This is a genomic window from Streptomyces beihaiensis, from assembly GCF_026274175.1.
Classification (GTDB): Bacteria; Actinomycetota; Actinomycetes; order Streptomycetales; family Streptomycetaceae; genus Streptomyces; species Streptomyces beihaiensis.
The window spans coordinates 1-16,270 of sequence record NZ_JAPHNL010000101.1 but is presented as its reverse complement, the minus strand read 5'-3'; the positions used below and the strand labels follow the sequence as shown (position 1 = coordinate 16,270).

The following is a 16,270-nucleotide window of genomic DNA, read 5'->3' as shown; positions in this document are numbered from 1 at the left end:
TCCGCGTCTACCCCTCGTCGCGCGGGCCGCTCCGCGATCCGTACTTCGCCACGTGCTCCCGTGCCGCCCGCAGTTCCTCCGGATGCAGGGCGTCACCCGCCGCCAGGACTCTCGGCAGCAGCTCCCGCTCGGTCGTCACCGCGCGGAAGACCAGGGAGACGGTCACCTCGTGGTCGGGCCGGTGGACCACCTCGATCGGGTCGCCCGCCCGTATCTCGCCCGGCTCGATCACCCGCAGGTACGCGCCCGACGCGCCGTCCCGTGTGAACCGTCTGACCCAGCCCTTCTCGCCCAGGTGGCCCTGGAAGGTACGGCACGGGATGCGACCCGTGGTCACTTCGAGGACGAGGTCGGAGCCGACCCGCCAGCGCTCGCCGATCTTCGCCCCGGTCACGTCGACGCCTTCGGTGGTGAGGTTCTCGCCGAACACGCCGCAGGGCAGGGTGCGGCCCAGCGCCCGCTCCCAGGCGTCCAGGTCCTCGCGCGCGTACGCGTACACGGCCTGGTCGTCGCCGCCGTGGTGCCGCTTGTCGCACACGGCGTCCCCCGCCAGGCCGCTGCCGCCGGTGCCCTTGGCGCCGGGCGCGCTCACCCGGACGGGACCTTCGACCGGTCGTTTGTCGATGCCGGTCACTCCCTCCGCCTGGTCGGTGTACTCCACGGGCTTGGGGCGGCCGAGGTTGAGCGAGAGAAGCTTCATGGGCGAGAAGGCTAGGAGAGGTGCGCGCCCGCACACCACGCATTAAAAGTCGATCCAAAGAAAGTGGCTCGCACCCCAAGATGTGCTTATGCTTGAGGTGTGATCGAAGCCCGTCATCTCCGTGTCCTGCGTGCCGTGGCCGCCACCGGCTCCTTCTCCGCGGCCGCCCGCGAGCTCGGCTGCACCCAGCCCGCCGTCAGTCAGCAGATGAAGGCGCTGGAGTCCTCGGCCGGCACGCCGCTGCTCATCCGTACCGGGCGCGAGATGCGGCTGACGCAGGCCGGGGAGGCGCTGGTGCGGCACGCCGCGGGCATCCTCGCCGGGCTCACCGCGGCCGAGGAGGAGGTCGCCGCCATCGCGGGGCTGCGGGCGGGGCGGGTGCGGCTCGTGTCCTTCCCCAGTGGCAGTTCGACGCTGGTCCCGGCGGCGCTCGCCGCCCTGCGCGCCGAACACCCGGGTACGCGCGTGTCCTTGGTCGAGGCCGAGCCGCCGCGCTCGGTGGAGATGCTGCGCGAGGGGGACTGCGACGTGGCGCTCGCGTTCCGGTACGAGGGGCGGCGCGAAGCGCCCGCGCGCAGGGGCGGTGGCGGGAGACGGGAGGGCGAGGGGGCGCGGGCGGTGGAGGAGTGGGACGACCTCGTCGTACGGCCGCTGCTCTCCGACCGGCTCGTCGGGCTCGTCCCCGAGGGGCACCCGCTCTCGGCGGCAGGGTCGGTGACCATCGGGGCGTTCGCCGACGAGCCGTGGATCGCCGGGTGCCCGCGCTGCCGCCGCCAGCTGGTGGAGGTGTGCGAGGAGGCCGGGTTCGTGCCCCGTATCGACTTCGCGACCGACGACTACCCGGCGGTGGTGGGGCTCGTCGGCGCCGGGCTCGGGGTGGCCGTGCTCCCCGAACTCGCCATCGAGTCCGTTCGGCCCAGAGGTGCACGCACGGTGAGCGTGGAGCCGGCCGTGCGGCGGGAGATCGTCGCGCTGACGCTGCCCGACCTGGCGCAGGTGCCCGCGGTCGCGGCGACCCTCGATCATCTGGCGAAGGCCGCCACGCGCTGAGGCGCCGACCCGGCGCACCGGGTCGGCGACGTGTGGAGGGGCGCGGCGGCGCCGCGCCCCTCTGCCGAAAAAACGTTCCTTCAGTGGTGGGTCGCGCTCGCTGTCCGCTGCCCCCCGCCCGCCGAGGCCGTGACGAGACGGTTGCGCGCCCGGCCCATGAGCTCCTCGCGCTCGTCCTCGGTCAGTCCGCCCCACACTCCGTACGGCTCTCGTACCTGTAGGGCGTGAGCTGCGCATTCCGCCCGCACCGGGCAGCGCATGCACACCTCTTTGGCCGAGTTCTCACGGGCGCTGCGCGCCGCCCCGCGCTCGCCCTCCGGGTGGAAGAAGAGCGAGCTGTCGACCCCGCGGCAGGCTGCGATCAGTTGCCAGTCCCATAGATCTGCGTTCGGTCCGGGAAGGCGGGAGAAGTCTGCCATTGCTGTGTCCCCTTGTAGCCGTTATGACGCGGATACGGTGCCCTTGACCGTACATCTACTGTCTAAGGAGATGAAAATATGACTCATTGAGAATCTAGCTACAGACACCAGCAAAAGGGAAGAAATGCCGCCAAATGGGGCATAGGTTGTGGTGAAACTTTGAGGGTCCGTCGCGCCGCTCCCACCGTGTCCGGGCCCTCACGTAGAGTGCCGAATCAGGCCGTCCGACCCGTAACTCTTTCGGGTGACCGTCGTTGAGAGTGCGGAGGCGGTTGAAGGAACAAGCGGTCGGGCAGGTGTCCCCATCTGCCGGAGATCCGCTTGAGAGTGTCGACCGCACAGGTGACGATTCGTACCAGCCTGGAGGCTCAAGGTGACGCGCAGCAGCTGTGAGAGCCGCGGAGGAGCACTGTCATGACTTCCGTCCTCGTCTGCGACGACTCCCCGCTCGCCCGAGAGGCGCTGCGCCGCGCGGTCGCGACCGTGCCCGGCGTCGAGCGCGTGACGACCGCGGCCAACGGCGAGGAAGTCCTCCGCCGCTGGGGCGCCGACCGCTCGGACCTGATTCTGATGGACGTACGCATGCCCGGCCTGGGCGGCGTCGAGACCGTGCGACGACTGCTGTCCGCCGACCCCGGCGCGCGCATCATCATGCTCACGGTCGCCGAGGACCTCGACGGCGTGGCGCTCGCCGTCGCGGCCGGTGCCCGCGGCTATCTGCACAAGGACGCCTCGCGCGCCGAACTGCGGGCCACGGTGACGCAGGCGCTCGCCGACCCCACGTGGCGGCTCGCCCCGCGCCGACTGCGCTCGGCCGAGATGGGTGCCGCGCCGACCCTCACCGCGCGTGAGATCCAGGTGCTCGAAGGCATGAGCCACGGGCGGTCCAACGCGGAGATCGGGCGTGAGCTCTTTCTCTCCGAGGACACGGTCAAGACGCACGCGCGGCGCCTGTTCAAGAAGCTCGGCGCGTCGGACCGGGCGCACGCCGTGGCGCTCGGGTTCCGGTGGGGCCTGGTCCGGTAATTTCGGCAACGCCCGCCGGGCGTCGTCCCGTGCCGCCGCCGACCGAGCGCGACTCCCGTTGTGGCTGGTCGCACCGTGTGGCGGAGCCGCCGGTGGATCATGTCCCGCGCCCCTCGCGGGGGCGCCGCGGGACGCCATTGCCTCGTTTCCCGCGCGATGCCGCATCCTTGATGTGTGGAGTTCCGCGGGAACGAGTCGGGCGAGCAGGGTCAGCGAGAGGGGAGGGCGCAGGAGATGAGTGCCGGCGCACCTGCTCATAACGCTTCAGCGCACAACTACGGGCGCGATGTCACGGATCGGGCGACGCCGAGGCACCATGGACCGATGCGCGACGACGAGGCACCGACCCCGCAGGGGACCATCGGCAAGCTCGTCGGCCGTGCCGTCGACGGCGACGAGCGGGCGACGCACGACCTGCTCGCACGCGTCCACCCCCTCGCGATCCGCTACTGCCGCACCCGTCTGTCCCGACTGCCGGGTGACGCACGGCACTTCGTGGAGGACCTCGCCCAGGAGGTCTGTGTCGCGGTGCTGCTCGCGCTGCCGCGCTACAAGGACACCGGGCGGCCCTTCGAGGCGTTCGTCTTCGCCATCGCCGCCCACAAGGTCGCCGACCTGCAGCGCGCCGCGATGCGCGGACCGGGATCGACGGCCGTGCCGTCCGACGAGATGCCCGAGCGGCCCGACGACTCCCTCGGCCCCGAGGAGCGGGCGCTGCTCAGCAGCGACGCCGAATGGGCCAAGAAGCTGCTCGCCAACCTGCCGGAGAACCAGCGGGAACTGCTGCTGCTCCGCGTCGCCGTCGGCCTCACCGCCGAGGAGACCGGCCAGATGTTGGGCATGTCACCCGGTGCCGTACGCGTCGCCCAGCACCGCGCGCTGAGCCGTCTGCGGGCGCTGGCCGAGCAGTAGGCCGCGCGGGAGCACGGGAATCGGGCCGCGTACGTGTGAACGTACAAAGAACGCCGATGATCTTGCTCGTGGAATGGGACACCTCTCCAGGCCGTTAGCATGGACATCCGCACCGATCAAGGCCATTTGGGGAAGGTGTCATGACTGCAAACGTCGACGGAGTGCCCGACAAATTCGCGACACTCGGGCTGACCTACGACGACGTGCTGCTGCTGCCGGGCGCGTCGGAAGTGCTGCCGAACGCGGTCGACACCTCGTCCCGCATCTCCCGCAACGTCCGGGTGAACATCCCGCTCCTGTCGGCGGCCATGGACAAGGTCACCGAGGCCCGCATGGCCATCGCCATGGCGCGGCAGGGCGGCGTCGGCGTGCTGCACCGCAATCTGTCCGTCGCCGACCAGGTCAACCAGGTCGACCTCGTCAAGCGCTCCGAGTCCGGCATGGTCACCGACCCGATCACGGTGAACCCGGACGCCACGCTCGCCGAGGCGGACGCCCTGTGCGCCAAGTTCCGCATCAGCGGTGTCCCGGTCACCGACGCGGCCGGCAAGCTGCTCGGCATCGTCACCAACCGCGACATGGCCTTCGAGGCCGACCGCGGCCGCCAGGTGCGCGAGGTCATGACACCGATGCCGCTGGTCACCGGCAAGGTCGGCATCTCCGGCGTCGACGCCATGGAGCTGCTGCGCCGCCACAAGATCGAGAAGCTGCCGCTGGTCGACGACGCGGGTGTGCTCAAGGGCCTCATCACGGTCAAGGACTTCGTGAAGGCGGAGCAGTACCCGAACGCGGCGAAGGACGCCGAGGGCCGCCTCCTCGTCGGTGCCGCCGTCGGCGCCAGCCCCGAGGCGCTGGAGCGGGCGCAGGCGCTGGCCGAGGCGGGTGTCGACTTCCTCATCGTCGACACCTCGCACGGCCACAACAGCAACGCCCTCAACTGGATGTCGAAGATCAAGTCGAGCGTCGGCGTCGACGTCATCGGCGGCAACGTGGCGACGCGTGACGGCGCCCAGGCCCTGATCGACGCCGGTGTCGACGGCGTCAAGGTCGGTGTCGGCCCCGGCTCGATCTGCACCACCCGCGTGGTCGCCGGCATCGGCGTGCCGCAGGTCACCGCCATCTACGAGGCCGCCCTCGCGGCCCGCGCGGCGGGCGTCCCGGTCATCGGCGACGGCGGCCTGCAGTACTCCGGCGACATCGGCAAGGCGCTGGCCGCCGGAGCCGACACGGTGATGCTCGGCTCGCTCCTGGCGGGCTGCGAGGAGTCGCCCGGCGAGCTGCTGTTCATCAACGGCAAGCAGTTCAAGTCGTACCGGGGCATGGGCTCGCTCGGCGCCATGCAGTCCCGCGGCCAGGGCCGCTCGTACTCGAAGGACCGTTACTTCCAGGCGGAAGTGGCCTCCGACGACAAGCTCGTGCCCGAGGGCATCGAGGGCCAGGTCCCCTATCGCGGTCCGCTCGCCAACGTGCTGCACCAGCTCGTCGGCGGCCTGCGCCAGACCATGGGCTATGTCGGCGCCGCCACCATCGAGGAGATGGAGAGCAAGGGCCGCTTCGTCCGGATCACCTCGGCGGGCCTCAAGGAGAGCCACCCGCACGACATCCAGATGACGGTCGAGGCGCCGAACTACAGCCGCAAGTAGCGACGGCCGTACGGTGAGGGGCGGTCCCGGATTCCCGGGGCCGCCCCTCCCGTGCGTGTCAGGGATACTGGACGGGCACGCCCAAGTGGGACCCAGATGGAAAGGCGCCCCCAACGTGACTGAGATCGAGATCGGGCGCGGCAAGCGCGGCCGCCGCGCTTACGCCTTCGACGACATCGCCGTCGTGCCGAGCCGGCGCACCCGCGACCCGAAGGAGGTCTCGATCGCCTGGCAGATCGACGCCTACCGCTTCGAGCTGCCGTTCCTGGCCGCGCCCATGGACTCCGTCGTCTCCCCGCGGACGGCGATCCGCATCGGCGAGATGGGCGGCCTCGGCGTGCTCAACCTCGAAGGACTGTGGACCCGTTACGAGGACCCGCAGCCGCTGCTCGACGAGATCGCCGAGCTGGCGCCCGAGGCCGCGACGCGCCGTCTCCAGGAGATCTACGCCGCGCCCATCAAGGCCGACCTGATCGGGCAGCGCATCAAGGAGGTCCGCGACTCCGGTGTCGTGACCGCCGCCGCGCTCTCGCCGCAGCGCACCGCCGAGTTCTCCAAGGCGGTCGTGGACGCGGGCGTCGACATCTTCGTCATCCGCGGCACGACCGTCTCCGCCGAGCACGTGTCGGGCGCCGCCGAGCCGCTGAACCTGAAGCAGTTCATCTACGAGCTGGACGTCCCGGTCATCGTCGGCGGCTGCGCCACGTACACGGCCGCCCTGCACCTGATGCGCACCGGCGCGGCGGGCGTGCTCGTCGGCTTCGGCGGCGGCGCCGCGCACACCACGCGCAACGTGCTGGGCATCCAGGTCCCGATGGCCACGGCCGTGGCGGACGTCGCGGCGGCCCGCCGCGACTACCTCGACGAGTCCGGCGGCCGCTACGTCCACGTCATCGCGGACGGCGGCGTCGGCTGGTCCGGCGACCTGCCCAAGGCGGTGGCCTGTGGCGCGGACGCCGTGATGATGGGTTCGCCGCTGGCCCGTGCCACGGACGCGCCCGGCAAGGGCCACCACTGGGGCATGGAGGCCGTCCACGAGGACGTGCCGCGCGGCAAGAAGGTCGACCTGGGCACGGTCGGCACGACCGAGGAGATCCTCACCGGCCCGTCCCACACCCCGGACGGCTCGATGAACTTCTTCGGCGCCCTCAAGCGCGCCATGGCGACGACCGGCTACAGCGAGCTCAAGGAGTTCCAGCGGGTCGAGGTCACGGTCGCGGACTCGGAGCACCGGCGGTAGGCGCCGCCGCGCGCACGCGTGAAGGGGGCCGGTCACCGGGTGGTGGCCGGCCCCCTTCGGCACGCGTGTGGGGCGTGCGGGGCGGGGTGGGGGCGTGCGGTCGCGTTCGGGGCGGATGCGGGGCCGGACGTCAGGAGCCTGCCGCGGTGCACGCCCCGGTGGGCTCCGTCGGCACCGCCAAGACGCCCGCCCCGCGCGCCACCGTTACGCCGCGGCCCTCTTGGCCGACCTGAAGGCGGCCGCGGCCGCGATGGCGAAGAAGAGGAAGGTCAGCGGGTCGACGGTGTCCCGCCACGCCTGGTTGAGCAGGCCGAAGTGGTGGAAGAACAGTTCGGACACGGTGACCGGCAGGTCCTTGGAGGCGAGGATGGCCTCGCCGAGGAGCTGGCCGAAGTAGACCCCGGCCAGCGACAGGACGACGCTGACGACCGGGATCACCGGGTTGCGGCCGCCGACCTTGCCCGCGGCGAGCCCCACGAGCAAGCCGACGCCGACCGCCGCGTAGCCGATCTCGTGCCTGGTCCCGCCGATGATCGCGCCGTACACGCCGGCCGAGACGACCGCCGCCACGATCGCGGCGAGGATGCCGAGCCCCGGCTTCCCGGTGTCGGGCTGCGAGGCCGTGGGGGCGAGCGGGTAGCCGCCCGCGGCGCCGGGTGCCGGCTGCGCCGTCGGCTGCCCCTGCTGCTGCGGGAACGGGGCGTAGGGCTGCTGGGTGGGCTGAGCCGACTGGGGCGTCTGGGCAGGCTGAGGCGGCTGAGTCATGGTGGTGTCCCCCCGGGATGTGAGTGTCGCACTGGTGTGCGCACAAAGGCGTGCGCACATTAGCAGTCACAGACGGTGTGCCGCTCCGGCCGGGGTCGCCCCCCTGGTGTCCAGGAGGAGCTGGGCCTTCACCGCGAGGCCCTGCAGGTCGTACGTGCGGTGGGGCTGGAGCAGGATCGTCAGGTCGGCGTCGGCGGCGGACTCGTAGAGGGAGTCGGCGCGCGGGACCGGGCGGTCGAGGACGCTCCAGGACGGGACGTACGGGTCGTGGTAGCTGACGGACGCGCCCAGGCGCATCAGGCGGGTGGCGATCTCCTCGGCGGGGGTGGCCTGTCGGTCGGCGAGGTCCGGCTTGTACGTGACGCCGAGGAGGAGGACGCGGGCACCGCGGGCCGACTTGCCGTGCTCGTTGAGGAGGGCCGCCGCGCGCTGGACGACGTAGGACGGCATGTGGTCGTTGACCTGGCGGGCCAGTTCGACCAGGCGCAGGCCCCGGCCTGTTCCCCCGGACATGTCCTGCGGGATGGCGTGGCCGCCGACGCCGGGCCCCGGCCGGAACGCCTGGAAGCCGAACGGCTTGGTCTCGGCGCAGCGGATGACGTCCCACAGGTCGACGCCCAGGTCGTGGCAGAGCACGGCCATCTCGTTGACCAGGGCGATGTTGACCTGGCGGTAGGTGGTCTCCAGGAGGTGGACCGTCTCGGCCTCGCGCGGGCCGCGGGCGCGTACGACCTTGTCGGTCAGGCGGCCGTAGAACGCGGCGGCGGATTCCGTGCAGGCCGGGGTGTGGCCCCCGATGACCTTGGGAGTGGAGGCGTAGGAGTGCAGACGGTTGCCCGGGTCGACGCGGCCCGGCGCGTGTGCGAGGTGGAAGTCGCGGCCCGCGCGCAGCCCGGAGCCCTCTTCGAGCAGGGGGAGCAGGACCGTCTGTGTGGTGCCGGGCGGCACCGGCGACTCGATGACGACCGTGGTGTGCGGGCGCAGCCGGGCGGCGAGGGTGCGGGTCGCCTCGGCGACCGGGGTGAGCGACGGGGCGCCGTCCGGGCCGGGGGGCACCGGGGCGCAGATGACGGCGGTGCGGACGCGGCCGAGCTCGGCGGGGTTGGCGGTGGGCCGGAACCCGCACGCGAGCATGCGGCGTACGTCGGCGGCGGTGAGTGCGGCGCCGTCGCTGTCGCAGGGGAGCCGGCCGGCCGCGAGGTCCTGGGCGCGGACCGGGTCGTGGCCGACGGTCTGGATGCCTGCGGCGACGGCGGCCTGGGCGAGCGGCAGGCCGAGGTGGCCGAGGCCGATGACGGCGAGGTCTGCGGGCATGGCGGATGCCGTCCTTCCCGGGTGACGGACCGGCGTTGGCCGGAGCGGGGCGGGTGCGCAAGCCGGGTGGTCGGAACGGGCGAGCGCATGGTCAGACTAGGAGTAAATATGACCGATATGTGGCATTGGCGGGTGGGCGTGGCGCCGCGTGGTGGCTGGATCCGGTCAGGGCGGTCAGAATCGTCGTGAGGCCGACGACAGCGGGAGGCAGCAGTGGAGGCAGCCGCACTGGGACCCGAGCAGCGCGCCGCGGCGCTCGCCGCCATGGCCGAACACGAGCTGGACGTGCTCGTCGTGGGCGGCGGCGTGGTCGGCGCGGGCACCGCCCTCGACGCCGCGACGCGCGGCCTGGCCACCGGGATCGTGGAGGCGCGCGACTGGGCGTCCGGCACGTCGAGCCGCTCCAGCAAGCTCGTCCACGGCGGGCTCAGGTACCTGGAGATGCTCGACTTCGCCCTCGTGCGCGAGGCGTTGAAGGAGCGCGGGCTGCTGCTCGAACGGCTCGCGCCGCACCTGGTGAAGCCGGTGCCGTTCCTGTACCCGTTGCGGCACAAGGGCTGGGAGCGGCTGTACGCCGGGTCGGGCGTCGCCCTGTACGACGCGATGTCCATGGCGCGCGGGCACGGGCGCGGCCTTCCGACGCACCGTCACCTGTCGCGCCGGCACGCGTTGCGGGTGGCCCCCTGCCTGAAGAAGGACGCGCTCGTCGGGGCGCTCCAGTACTACGACGCCCAGATGGACGACGCCCGCTACGTGGCCACGCTCGTGCGCACCGCCGCCATGTACGGCGCCAAGGCCGCCAACCGGGCACGCGTCACCGGGTTCCTGCGCGAGGGCGAACGGGTCGTCGGGGCCCGCGTGCGGGACGTCGAGAGCGGCGGCGAGTACGAGGTCCGGGCCCGCCAGGTCGTCAACGCGACCGGCGTGTGGACGGACGACACCCAGGCCATGGTGGGCGAGCGCGGACAGTTCCACGTACGGGCCTCCAAGGGAATCCACCTGGTCGTGCCCAAGGACCGCATCCACTCCACGACCGGGCTGATCCTGCGCACCGAGAAGAGCGTGCTGTTCGTGATCCCGTGGGGGCGGCACTGGATCGTGGGGACGACGGACACCGACTGGGACCTGGACAAGGCCCATCCGGCGGCGTCCAGCGCTGATATCGACTACTTGCTGGAACACGTCAACTCCGTACTGGGCGTGCCGCTTTCGCGGGACGACGTGCAGGGCGTCTACGCGGGCCTGCGCCCGCTGCTCGCCGGCGAGTCCGACGCCACCAGCAAGCTCTCGCGCGAGCACACCGTGGCGCACCCCGTGCCGGGCCTTGTCGTCGTGGCGGGCGGCAAGTACACGACGTACCGGGTCATGGCCAAGGACGCGGTCGACGCGGCCGTGCACGGGCTCGACCAGCGGGTCGCCGAGTGCGTCACCGAGGACGTGCCGCTGGCGGGCGCCGAGGGGTACCGGGCGCTGTGGAACGCGCGGGCGCGCATCGCCGCGCGCAGCGGCCTGCACGTGGTCCGGGTCGAGCATCTGCTCAACCGGTACGGGGCGTTGGCCGAGGAACTGCTCGCGCTGGTCGCCGAGGACCCCGGGCTCGGCGCGCCGTTGGGCGGGGCCGACGACTACCTGCGGGCCGAGGTCGTTTACGCCGCGTCGCACGAGGGGGCGCGGCACCTCGATGACGTGCTGACTCGGCGTACGCGGATCTCCATCGAGACGTTCGACCGGGGCACGCGGTGTGCGCGGGAGGCCGCGGAGCTGATGGCGCCCGTGCTCGGCTGGGGCAAGGAGCAGGTGGAGCGGGAGGTCGAGCACTACGAGAAGCGGGTGGAGGCGGAACGGGAGTCGCAGCGGCAGCCGGACGACCTCACGGCCGACGCCGCCCGCTTGGGCGCGCCCGACATCGTGCCGCCGCACGGGTTCTGAGGCCGCGCCGGCCCTCCGGGCGCGACCCCGGTCCGCCCTGTTTTCGCCCCGGTGGCGCGTGCGGGAGCGTCGTGGCTGGTCGCGCGGTTCCCCGCGCCCCTGGCGGCGCTGCCCCCTGGGCTTCACGTGTCTCTCGGGTAGGAGACAATGAAGGCTCTGTCGGGGCGGGTTGCAGAGGGGACTCATGTCGGAGGCGGAGCAGGCGGACAAGCAGCGGGACGACGAGCCGGGCGCACGGCTGCTCGCGGGGCGCTACCGGCTCGGTGCCGTCCTCGGCCGTGGCGGCATGGGCACCGTGTGGCGCGCCAAGGACGAGACCCTCGGGCGCACCGTCGCGGTCAAGGAACTGCGCTTCCCGTCGAGCATCGACGAGGAGGAGAAGCGGCGGCTCGTCACCCGTACGCTGCGTGAGGCGAAAGCCATCGCGCGGATCCGTAACAACGGCGCCGTCACGGTCTTCGACGTCGTCGACGAGGACGACCGGCCGTGGATCGTCATGGAGCTCGTCGAGGGCAAGTCGCTAGCCGAGGCCATCCGCGAGGACGGGCTGCTCGAACCGCGGCGCGCCGCCGAGGTCGGGCTCGCGATCCTCGACGTGCTCAGGTCCGCCCACCGCGAGGGCATCCTGCACCGCGACGTGAAGCCGTCCAACGTGCTCATCGCCGAGGACGGCCGCGTCGTCCTCACCGACTTCGGCATCGCGCAGGTGGAGGGCGACCCGTCCATCACCTCCACCGGCATGCTCGTCGGGGCCCCCTCCTACATAGCTCCTGAGCGCGCCCGCGGCCACAAGCCGGGCCCCGCCGCCGACATGTGGTCGCTCGGCGGACTGCTGTACGCGGCCGTGGAGGGTAGCCCCCCGTACGACAAGGGTTCGGCCATCGCCACGCTGACCGCGGTGATGACCGAACCGCTCGACCCGCCCAAGAACGCCGGGCCGTTGGAGCCGGCCATCTACGGGCTGCTCGCCAAGGACCCGGACCAGCGGCTCGACGACCAGGGGGCGCGAGCCCTGCTGGAGGCCGTCGTGCACGCGCCGGAGCCGAAGGCCGCGCCGGTAGCGCCCGAGCCGGAGCCCGTCGAGGCCACGAAGGTGGTGCCGCTGCCGCAGAGCGGGGCCGTGAAAGGCGCCGGGCGCGGTGGCACCGCCGTCCGCACGGAAGAGGTCGCCGAGCGGATGCGGGGCGCGCTGAAGTCGGTGCGCAACGCCGCCGCCAAGGTCCCGGCCCAGCCCGGCGGCCCGCCCCGTACGCCCGCGAGCCGCGCCTCCATCACGGACGTCGTGCCGCGCCGCACCCTCGTGATCGCCGCGATCGTCGTCGCGCTCGCCGTGCTCGGCACGGTTCTGGCGTTCGCCCTGGGCGGTGGCGGTGGCGGTGGCGACGGGGCCAAGGCGGGGTCCGGCAAGACCGCCTCGACCGGGGCACCTTCCGGCACGGACAAGAACGGCGAGAACGGCGGTGGCGCGCCCGGCCGCACGCCGAGTCGGTCTCCCGACGGGTCGGCGAGCACGGGCACGGGCGGGAGTTCGGGCGCCTCACCGAACGCCTCGTCATCGGGAGACGGAGGCGGCGGCAAGACCGGTGCCGACCGTACGTACACGCACTCGGAGGGCTTCTCGATCGGGCTGCCCAAGGGCTGGAAGTACGTCTCGACCGGCGGGGCCGGTGCCCGCTTCACGGGCCCGAACGGGCAGAAACTACTGGTGGGCTGGACGAGTTCGCCCAAGTCCGACCCCGTGCGGGACTGGGAGAACCAGGAGAAGTACATGCGGCGCCCCCAGTACCACCGCGTACGGATAGCCGGGGTGGACTACCGCGGCTGGAAGACCGCCGACTGGGAGTTCACCTATGTCGACGGGGGTACGAAGTACCACTCCGTGGACCGGGGGTTCGTGGTGAACGGCTCGCTGGGGTACGGGCTGATGTACACCGCGAAGGACGCCGACTGGGGCGGGGCGCAGCGCGAGGCGGCGTGGAAGACGTTCACGCGGTCGTTCAAGCCGAAGTCGTGAACCGGACGGCCGTTCGGCACGTATCGTGAGTGCCTGCGGACCGTGCGCGGCCGACAGGGGGGAGGCGATGTGGACGAGTACGCGGGCCGGGTCCTCGCCGACCGGTACCGACTGCCGCTGATTCCCTCCGACTTCAGCGAGACCCCGGCCTTCGACACGTACAGCGGGCAGGAAGTGCTCGTGCGGCAGGTGCCGTTGCCCGAGGTCGTCGAGGCGGAGGTGCTCGACGCGGACGGGCTGCCCGAAGGATTCCGGCCGGGGAGCCCCGCGCCGTCGATGCGTGGCGGTGGCGAAGGCGGAGGCGGTGGTCTCGGCGAGCCGGTCGTGGCGCGCGCGGTCGAGGCCGCGCAGGCCGCCGCGGCTATACCCGACCACCCCAGGCTCGAACAGGTCTTCGACGTGTTCGCCGAGGGTGGTTCGCTGTGGATCGTGAGCGAGGCGGTGGCGGCGCGGCCGCTCGCCTCGCTCCTCGCCGACCGGCCCCTGACGCCCTACCGGGCGGCCGAGGTCGCCTCCGACGTGCTCGCGGCGCTGCGGGTGCTGCACGTGTACGGGTGGGTGCACCGCAATGTCACCGCGCGCACGGTGCTGGTCTGCGCCGACGGGCGGGTGGTGCTGAGCGGGCTCGCGGCCGGTGCGGCGGAGGAGGTGCTGTGCGGCAACGACCCGGTGCCGAGGCCGGAGCCCGCGCCCGCCCCCGAGCCCGTGCCTGGCCCTGGTCCAAAGCCTGTGACTGGCCCTGCGGAGCGGCCCGACCCGTCTCCCGCCGCACCGGCCGAGCCCGCACCCGAGGACTACCGGGCCGCCAGGGCCGGTGCGATCGCGGCCTATCGGGCGGGGGCCCGGCGGGCCGTCGGCTCCGGGGTGCCGCTTGTCCGCAAGGACGACCTGATACCCGAAATACCCGAAGAACCAGCGGCCCCCACGGCGAGGGAACCGGAACCAGCCCCCGCGGCGTTCGAGGAGCGGCGGCGCCCCGCGGCCGCCGGGGAGCGGGCCCGACAGGTGCGGATGACCGTGGTCGGGGCCGTCACCGAGCGCTGGGCGCCCGAACAGGCGTGGCCCGTACGCGACACCTGGCAGCTCGCCGCGCCGGTCGGCCCCGCCACCGACCTGTGGGCGCTCGGCGCGCTGCTGTTCCGGGCCGTGGAGGGCAACGCCCCCTACCCCGAGGAGTCGGCGGTCGAGCTGGCGCGGCTGGTGTGCGCCGAACCGCCCGCGTCCGCCGAGGAGTGCGGGCCGTTGCGGCCCGTCGTCGAGTCGCTGCTGCGCCAGGACCCCACCGAACGGCCCCGCGTCGAGGAACTGCGCGGCTGGCTGACCTCGTTGGTGCGCTCGGCGCCGGAACCGGACGTCGGTACCCGTGTCGTCTCCGTGCCGTCCGCCGACCCGGGCCGCCTCCCCGTCGTACGCCGCCGGGGCGAGCTGGTGCGCAGGCGCCGCGCCAAGGCGCCCGCGACCACCGCCCACGGGCGGCACAAGCGCGGCGCGGGCGCGGGGGAGCGGCGGCCGAGGGCGCTGGGGCGGTGGCTGCTCGTGCTGGTCCTGCTCGGCCTCGCGGGCGCGGTCGCGTACGCGATGGTGTTCATGCCGAAGGCGTCGCCCAGCACGTCGGGCGCGCCGCACAGCGGCCAGGGCTCCCCGTCCGGCCCTGCCTCCTCCCCGGCCGCCTCCGCCTCCCCGTCCTCGTCGCCGTCCACCTCCGCGTCCGGGTCCTCCAGCACGCAGCCCCAGTCCGACATCGCCGCCGGGTTCACCCTGCGCAAGGACCCCGCGGGGTTCCATGTCGCCGTCGCCGACGGGTGGCGGCGGGAGGGGGAGAACGGGCAGCGGCAAGTCGTCTACGCACACGGGGACTTCGAGCTGCTCGTCGTGCCCGGCCGGGACTCCGCCGCCACGTACGGCAGCGACCCGATGGCCTACCAGCGCGAGCACGAGCGGGAACTGCAGCCGTTCCGGGACTCGACCTGGGCCACGTCGAGCGGGATGAAGACGATCGACGTCGGTGGACGCACCATGGCCGAGGGGCAGTTCACCTGGCAGGGGCCGGACGGGCGCGAGGTGTTCGTGCGCAATGTGGCCATCCTGATCGGCGGCAAGTACCACGTGGTGCAGGTACGCGGGCCGGAGGCGGAGCGCGACGAGGTGACCCGGCTGTTCGAACAGGCCGAGGGCACGTACACGTACGACGGTTGAGACCTTCACCGAGGCGGCCGTCGAGGCCGCTGCCCGCGCGAAAAGCGTCACATTGCGGTTTCCATCGGACCCCGGCTGTTCCTTGCCTGTCCCTTGCTCCCTAATGTGGCCCTGTCAAGACCATTACGGGGGAACGTGAATCAGATGCAGGGCCAGCAGGGCCAGCTCCTCTCGGACCGCTACCGCCTCGGTGACGCCATCGGGCGCGGTGGCATGGGCCGCGTGTGGCGCGCACACGACGAAGTCCTCCACCGGACCGTGGCGGTCAAGGAGCTGACGGCCGCCCAGTGGGCCGACGAGGCGGACCGCGCGGTGCTGCTCGCGCGTACGCAGACGGAGGCGCGGGCCGCCGCCCGCATCAACCACCCCGCGGTCGTCACCGTCCACGACGTCCTCGAGCACGACGACCGGCCGTGGATCGTCATGGAGCTGGTCGAGGGCCCCTCGCTCGCCGACGTCGTCAAGGAGCACGGCAGGGTCGCGCCCACCGAGGCCGCCCGCATCGGCCTGTGGACGCTTCGGGCGCTGCGCGCCGCCCACGCCGCCGGAGTGCTGCACCGCGACGTCAAGCCGGGCAACGTGCTGCTCGCCCCCGACGGCCGGGTCAAGCTCACCGACTTCGGCATCGCGCAGGTCGAGGGCGACACGGCCATCACCAGGACCGGCGAGATCGTCGGCTCGGTGGACTACCTGGCGCCGGAACGGGTCAGCGGCGCCGAACCGGGGCCCGCCGCCGACCTGTGGGCCCTCGGCGCGACGCTGTACACGGCCGTGGAGGGCCGCTCGCCGTTCCGCCGCACGTCGCCGCTGAGCACCATGCAGGCCGTCATCGAGGACGAGCCGGAGATGCCCGCGTACGCCGGGGCGATCGGTCCTGTCATCAGCGCGCTCCTGCGCAAGGACCCGGCGGCCCGGCCGGACGTCGACGAGGCCGAGGCGATGCTGGCCGAGGCGGCGGAGGGGCGGCGGCCGAGCGCGGCGCAGGCCTACGTACCGACGCGGGTGCACGCGGCGTCCGGTACCGCGCAGGACACCGGTGCAGCGGCCCCCGCCGCCCCCGTG

At 72.7% G+C, this 16,270-nt stretch carries 13 protein-coding genes; 9 read left to right on the top strand and 4 right to left on the bottom strand.

Annotation, left to right across the window (positions count from 1 at the left end; genetic code table 11):
* Positions 1-7: 7 nt before the first annotated feature.
* Positions 8-700 carry an MOSC domain-containing protein gene (locus OFY01_RS11305; protein ID WP_266598851.1) on the bottom strand — a complete coding sequence of 231 codons (693 nt, stop codon included), beginning with the start codon at positions 698-700 and terminating at the stop codon, positions 8-10.
* Positions 701-799: 99 nt separating this feature from the next.
* On the opposite strand from OFY01_RS11305, the gene OFY01_RS11300 reads away from it, so the two are divergent.
* Positions 800-1,750: a LysR family transcriptional regulator gene (locus OFY01_RS11300; protein WP_266598849.1), complete on the top strand. Its 951-nt coding sequence runs from the start codon at positions 800-802 to the stop codon at positions 1,748-1,750.
* A gap of 80 nt (positions 1,751-1,830) precedes the next feature.
* On the opposite strand, the gene OFY01_RS11295 is transcribed toward OFY01_RS11300, so the two are convergent.
* A complete protein-coding gene (locus OFY01_RS11295; RefSeq protein ID WP_266598847.1) occupies positions 1,831-2,169 on the bottom strand; it encodes a WhiB family transcriptional regulator in 339 nt (112 codons plus the stop codon).
* Positions 2,170-2,583: 414 nt separating this feature from the next.
* Between OFY01_RS11295 and OFY01_RS11290 the strand changes: the two genes are divergently transcribed.
* The 4 genes from OFY01_RS11290 to OFY01_RS11275 all read left to right on the top strand — a co-directional run bounded on the left by OFY01_RS11290 (position 2,584) and on the right by OFY01_RS11275 (position 6,990).
* Complete coding sequence (locus tag OFY01_RS11290; protein ID WP_003948568.1) at positions 2,584-3,195, top strand: response regulator transcription factor; 612 nt, start codon at positions 2,584-2,586, stop codon at positions 3,193-3,195.
* A 324-nt stretch (positions 3,196-3,519) separates the two neighbouring features.
* Entirely contained in the window at positions 3,520-4,107 is a 588-nt protein-coding gene (locus OFY01_RS11285; protein ID WP_266598845.1) for a sigma-70 family RNA polymerase sigma factor, read from the top strand.
* A gap of 140 nt (positions 4,108-4,247) precedes the next feature.
* On the top strand, positions 4,248-5,750 hold the full coding sequence (guaB, locus tag OFY01_RS11280; protein WP_266598843.1) for an IMP dehydrogenase: 1,503 nt from the start codon (positions 4,248-4,250) through the stop codon (positions 5,748-5,750).
* A 115-nt stretch (positions 5,751-5,865) separates the two neighbouring features.
* Entirely contained in the window at positions 5,866-6,990 is a 1,125-nt protein-coding gene (locus OFY01_RS11275) for a GuaB3 family IMP dehydrogenase-related protein (protein WP_266598841.1), read from the top strand.
* A 204-nt stretch (positions 6,991-7,194) separates the two neighbouring features.
* Here OFY01_RS11275 and OFY01_RS11270 read toward each other — a convergent pair whose 3' ends face one another.
* Both OFY01_RS11270 and OFY01_RS11265 read right to left on the bottom strand, forming a co-directional pair.
* A complete protein-coding gene (locus OFY01_RS11270; RefSeq protein WP_266598839.1) occupies positions 7,195-7,755 on the bottom strand; it encodes a hypothetical protein in 561 nt (186 codons plus the stop codon).
* Between the two features lie 66 nt (positions 7,756-7,821).
* On the bottom strand, positions 7,822-9,069 hold the full coding sequence (locus OFY01_RS11265) for a nucleotide sugar dehydrogenase (RefSeq protein ID WP_266598837.1): 1,248 nt from the start codon (positions 9,067-9,069) through the stop codon (positions 7,822-7,824).
* A gap of 213 nt (positions 9,070-9,282) precedes the next feature.
* Here OFY01_RS11265 and OFY01_RS11260 point away from each other — a divergent pair, with 213 nt between their 5' ends.
* From OFY01_RS11260 to OFY01_RS11245, 4 genes are all read left to right on the top strand, one after another.
* Complete coding sequence (locus tag OFY01_RS11260) at positions 9,283-10,998, top strand: glycerol-3-phosphate dehydrogenase/oxidase (RefSeq protein WP_266598835.1); 1,716 nt, start codon at positions 9,283-9,285, stop codon at positions 10,996-10,998.
* 184 nt (positions 10,999-11,182) lie between these two features.
* Positions 11,183-13,012, top strand: a complete 1,830-nt coding sequence (locus tag OFY01_RS11255) for a serine/threonine-protein kinase (protein ID WP_266598834.1) — start codon at positions 11,183-11,185, stop codon at positions 13,010-13,012.
* 69 nt (positions 13,013-13,081) lie between these two features.
* On the top strand, positions 13,082-15,208 hold the full coding sequence (locus tag OFY01_RS11250; RefSeq protein ID WP_266598833.1) for a protein kinase: 2,127 nt from the start codon (positions 13,082-13,084) through the stop codon (positions 15,206-15,208).
* 144 nt (positions 15,209-15,352) lie between these two features.
* The coding region (locus OFY01_RS11245; RefSeq protein ID WP_266598832.1) for a serine/threonine-protein kinase at positions 15,353-16,270 on the top strand (918 nt) is incomplete at its 3' end.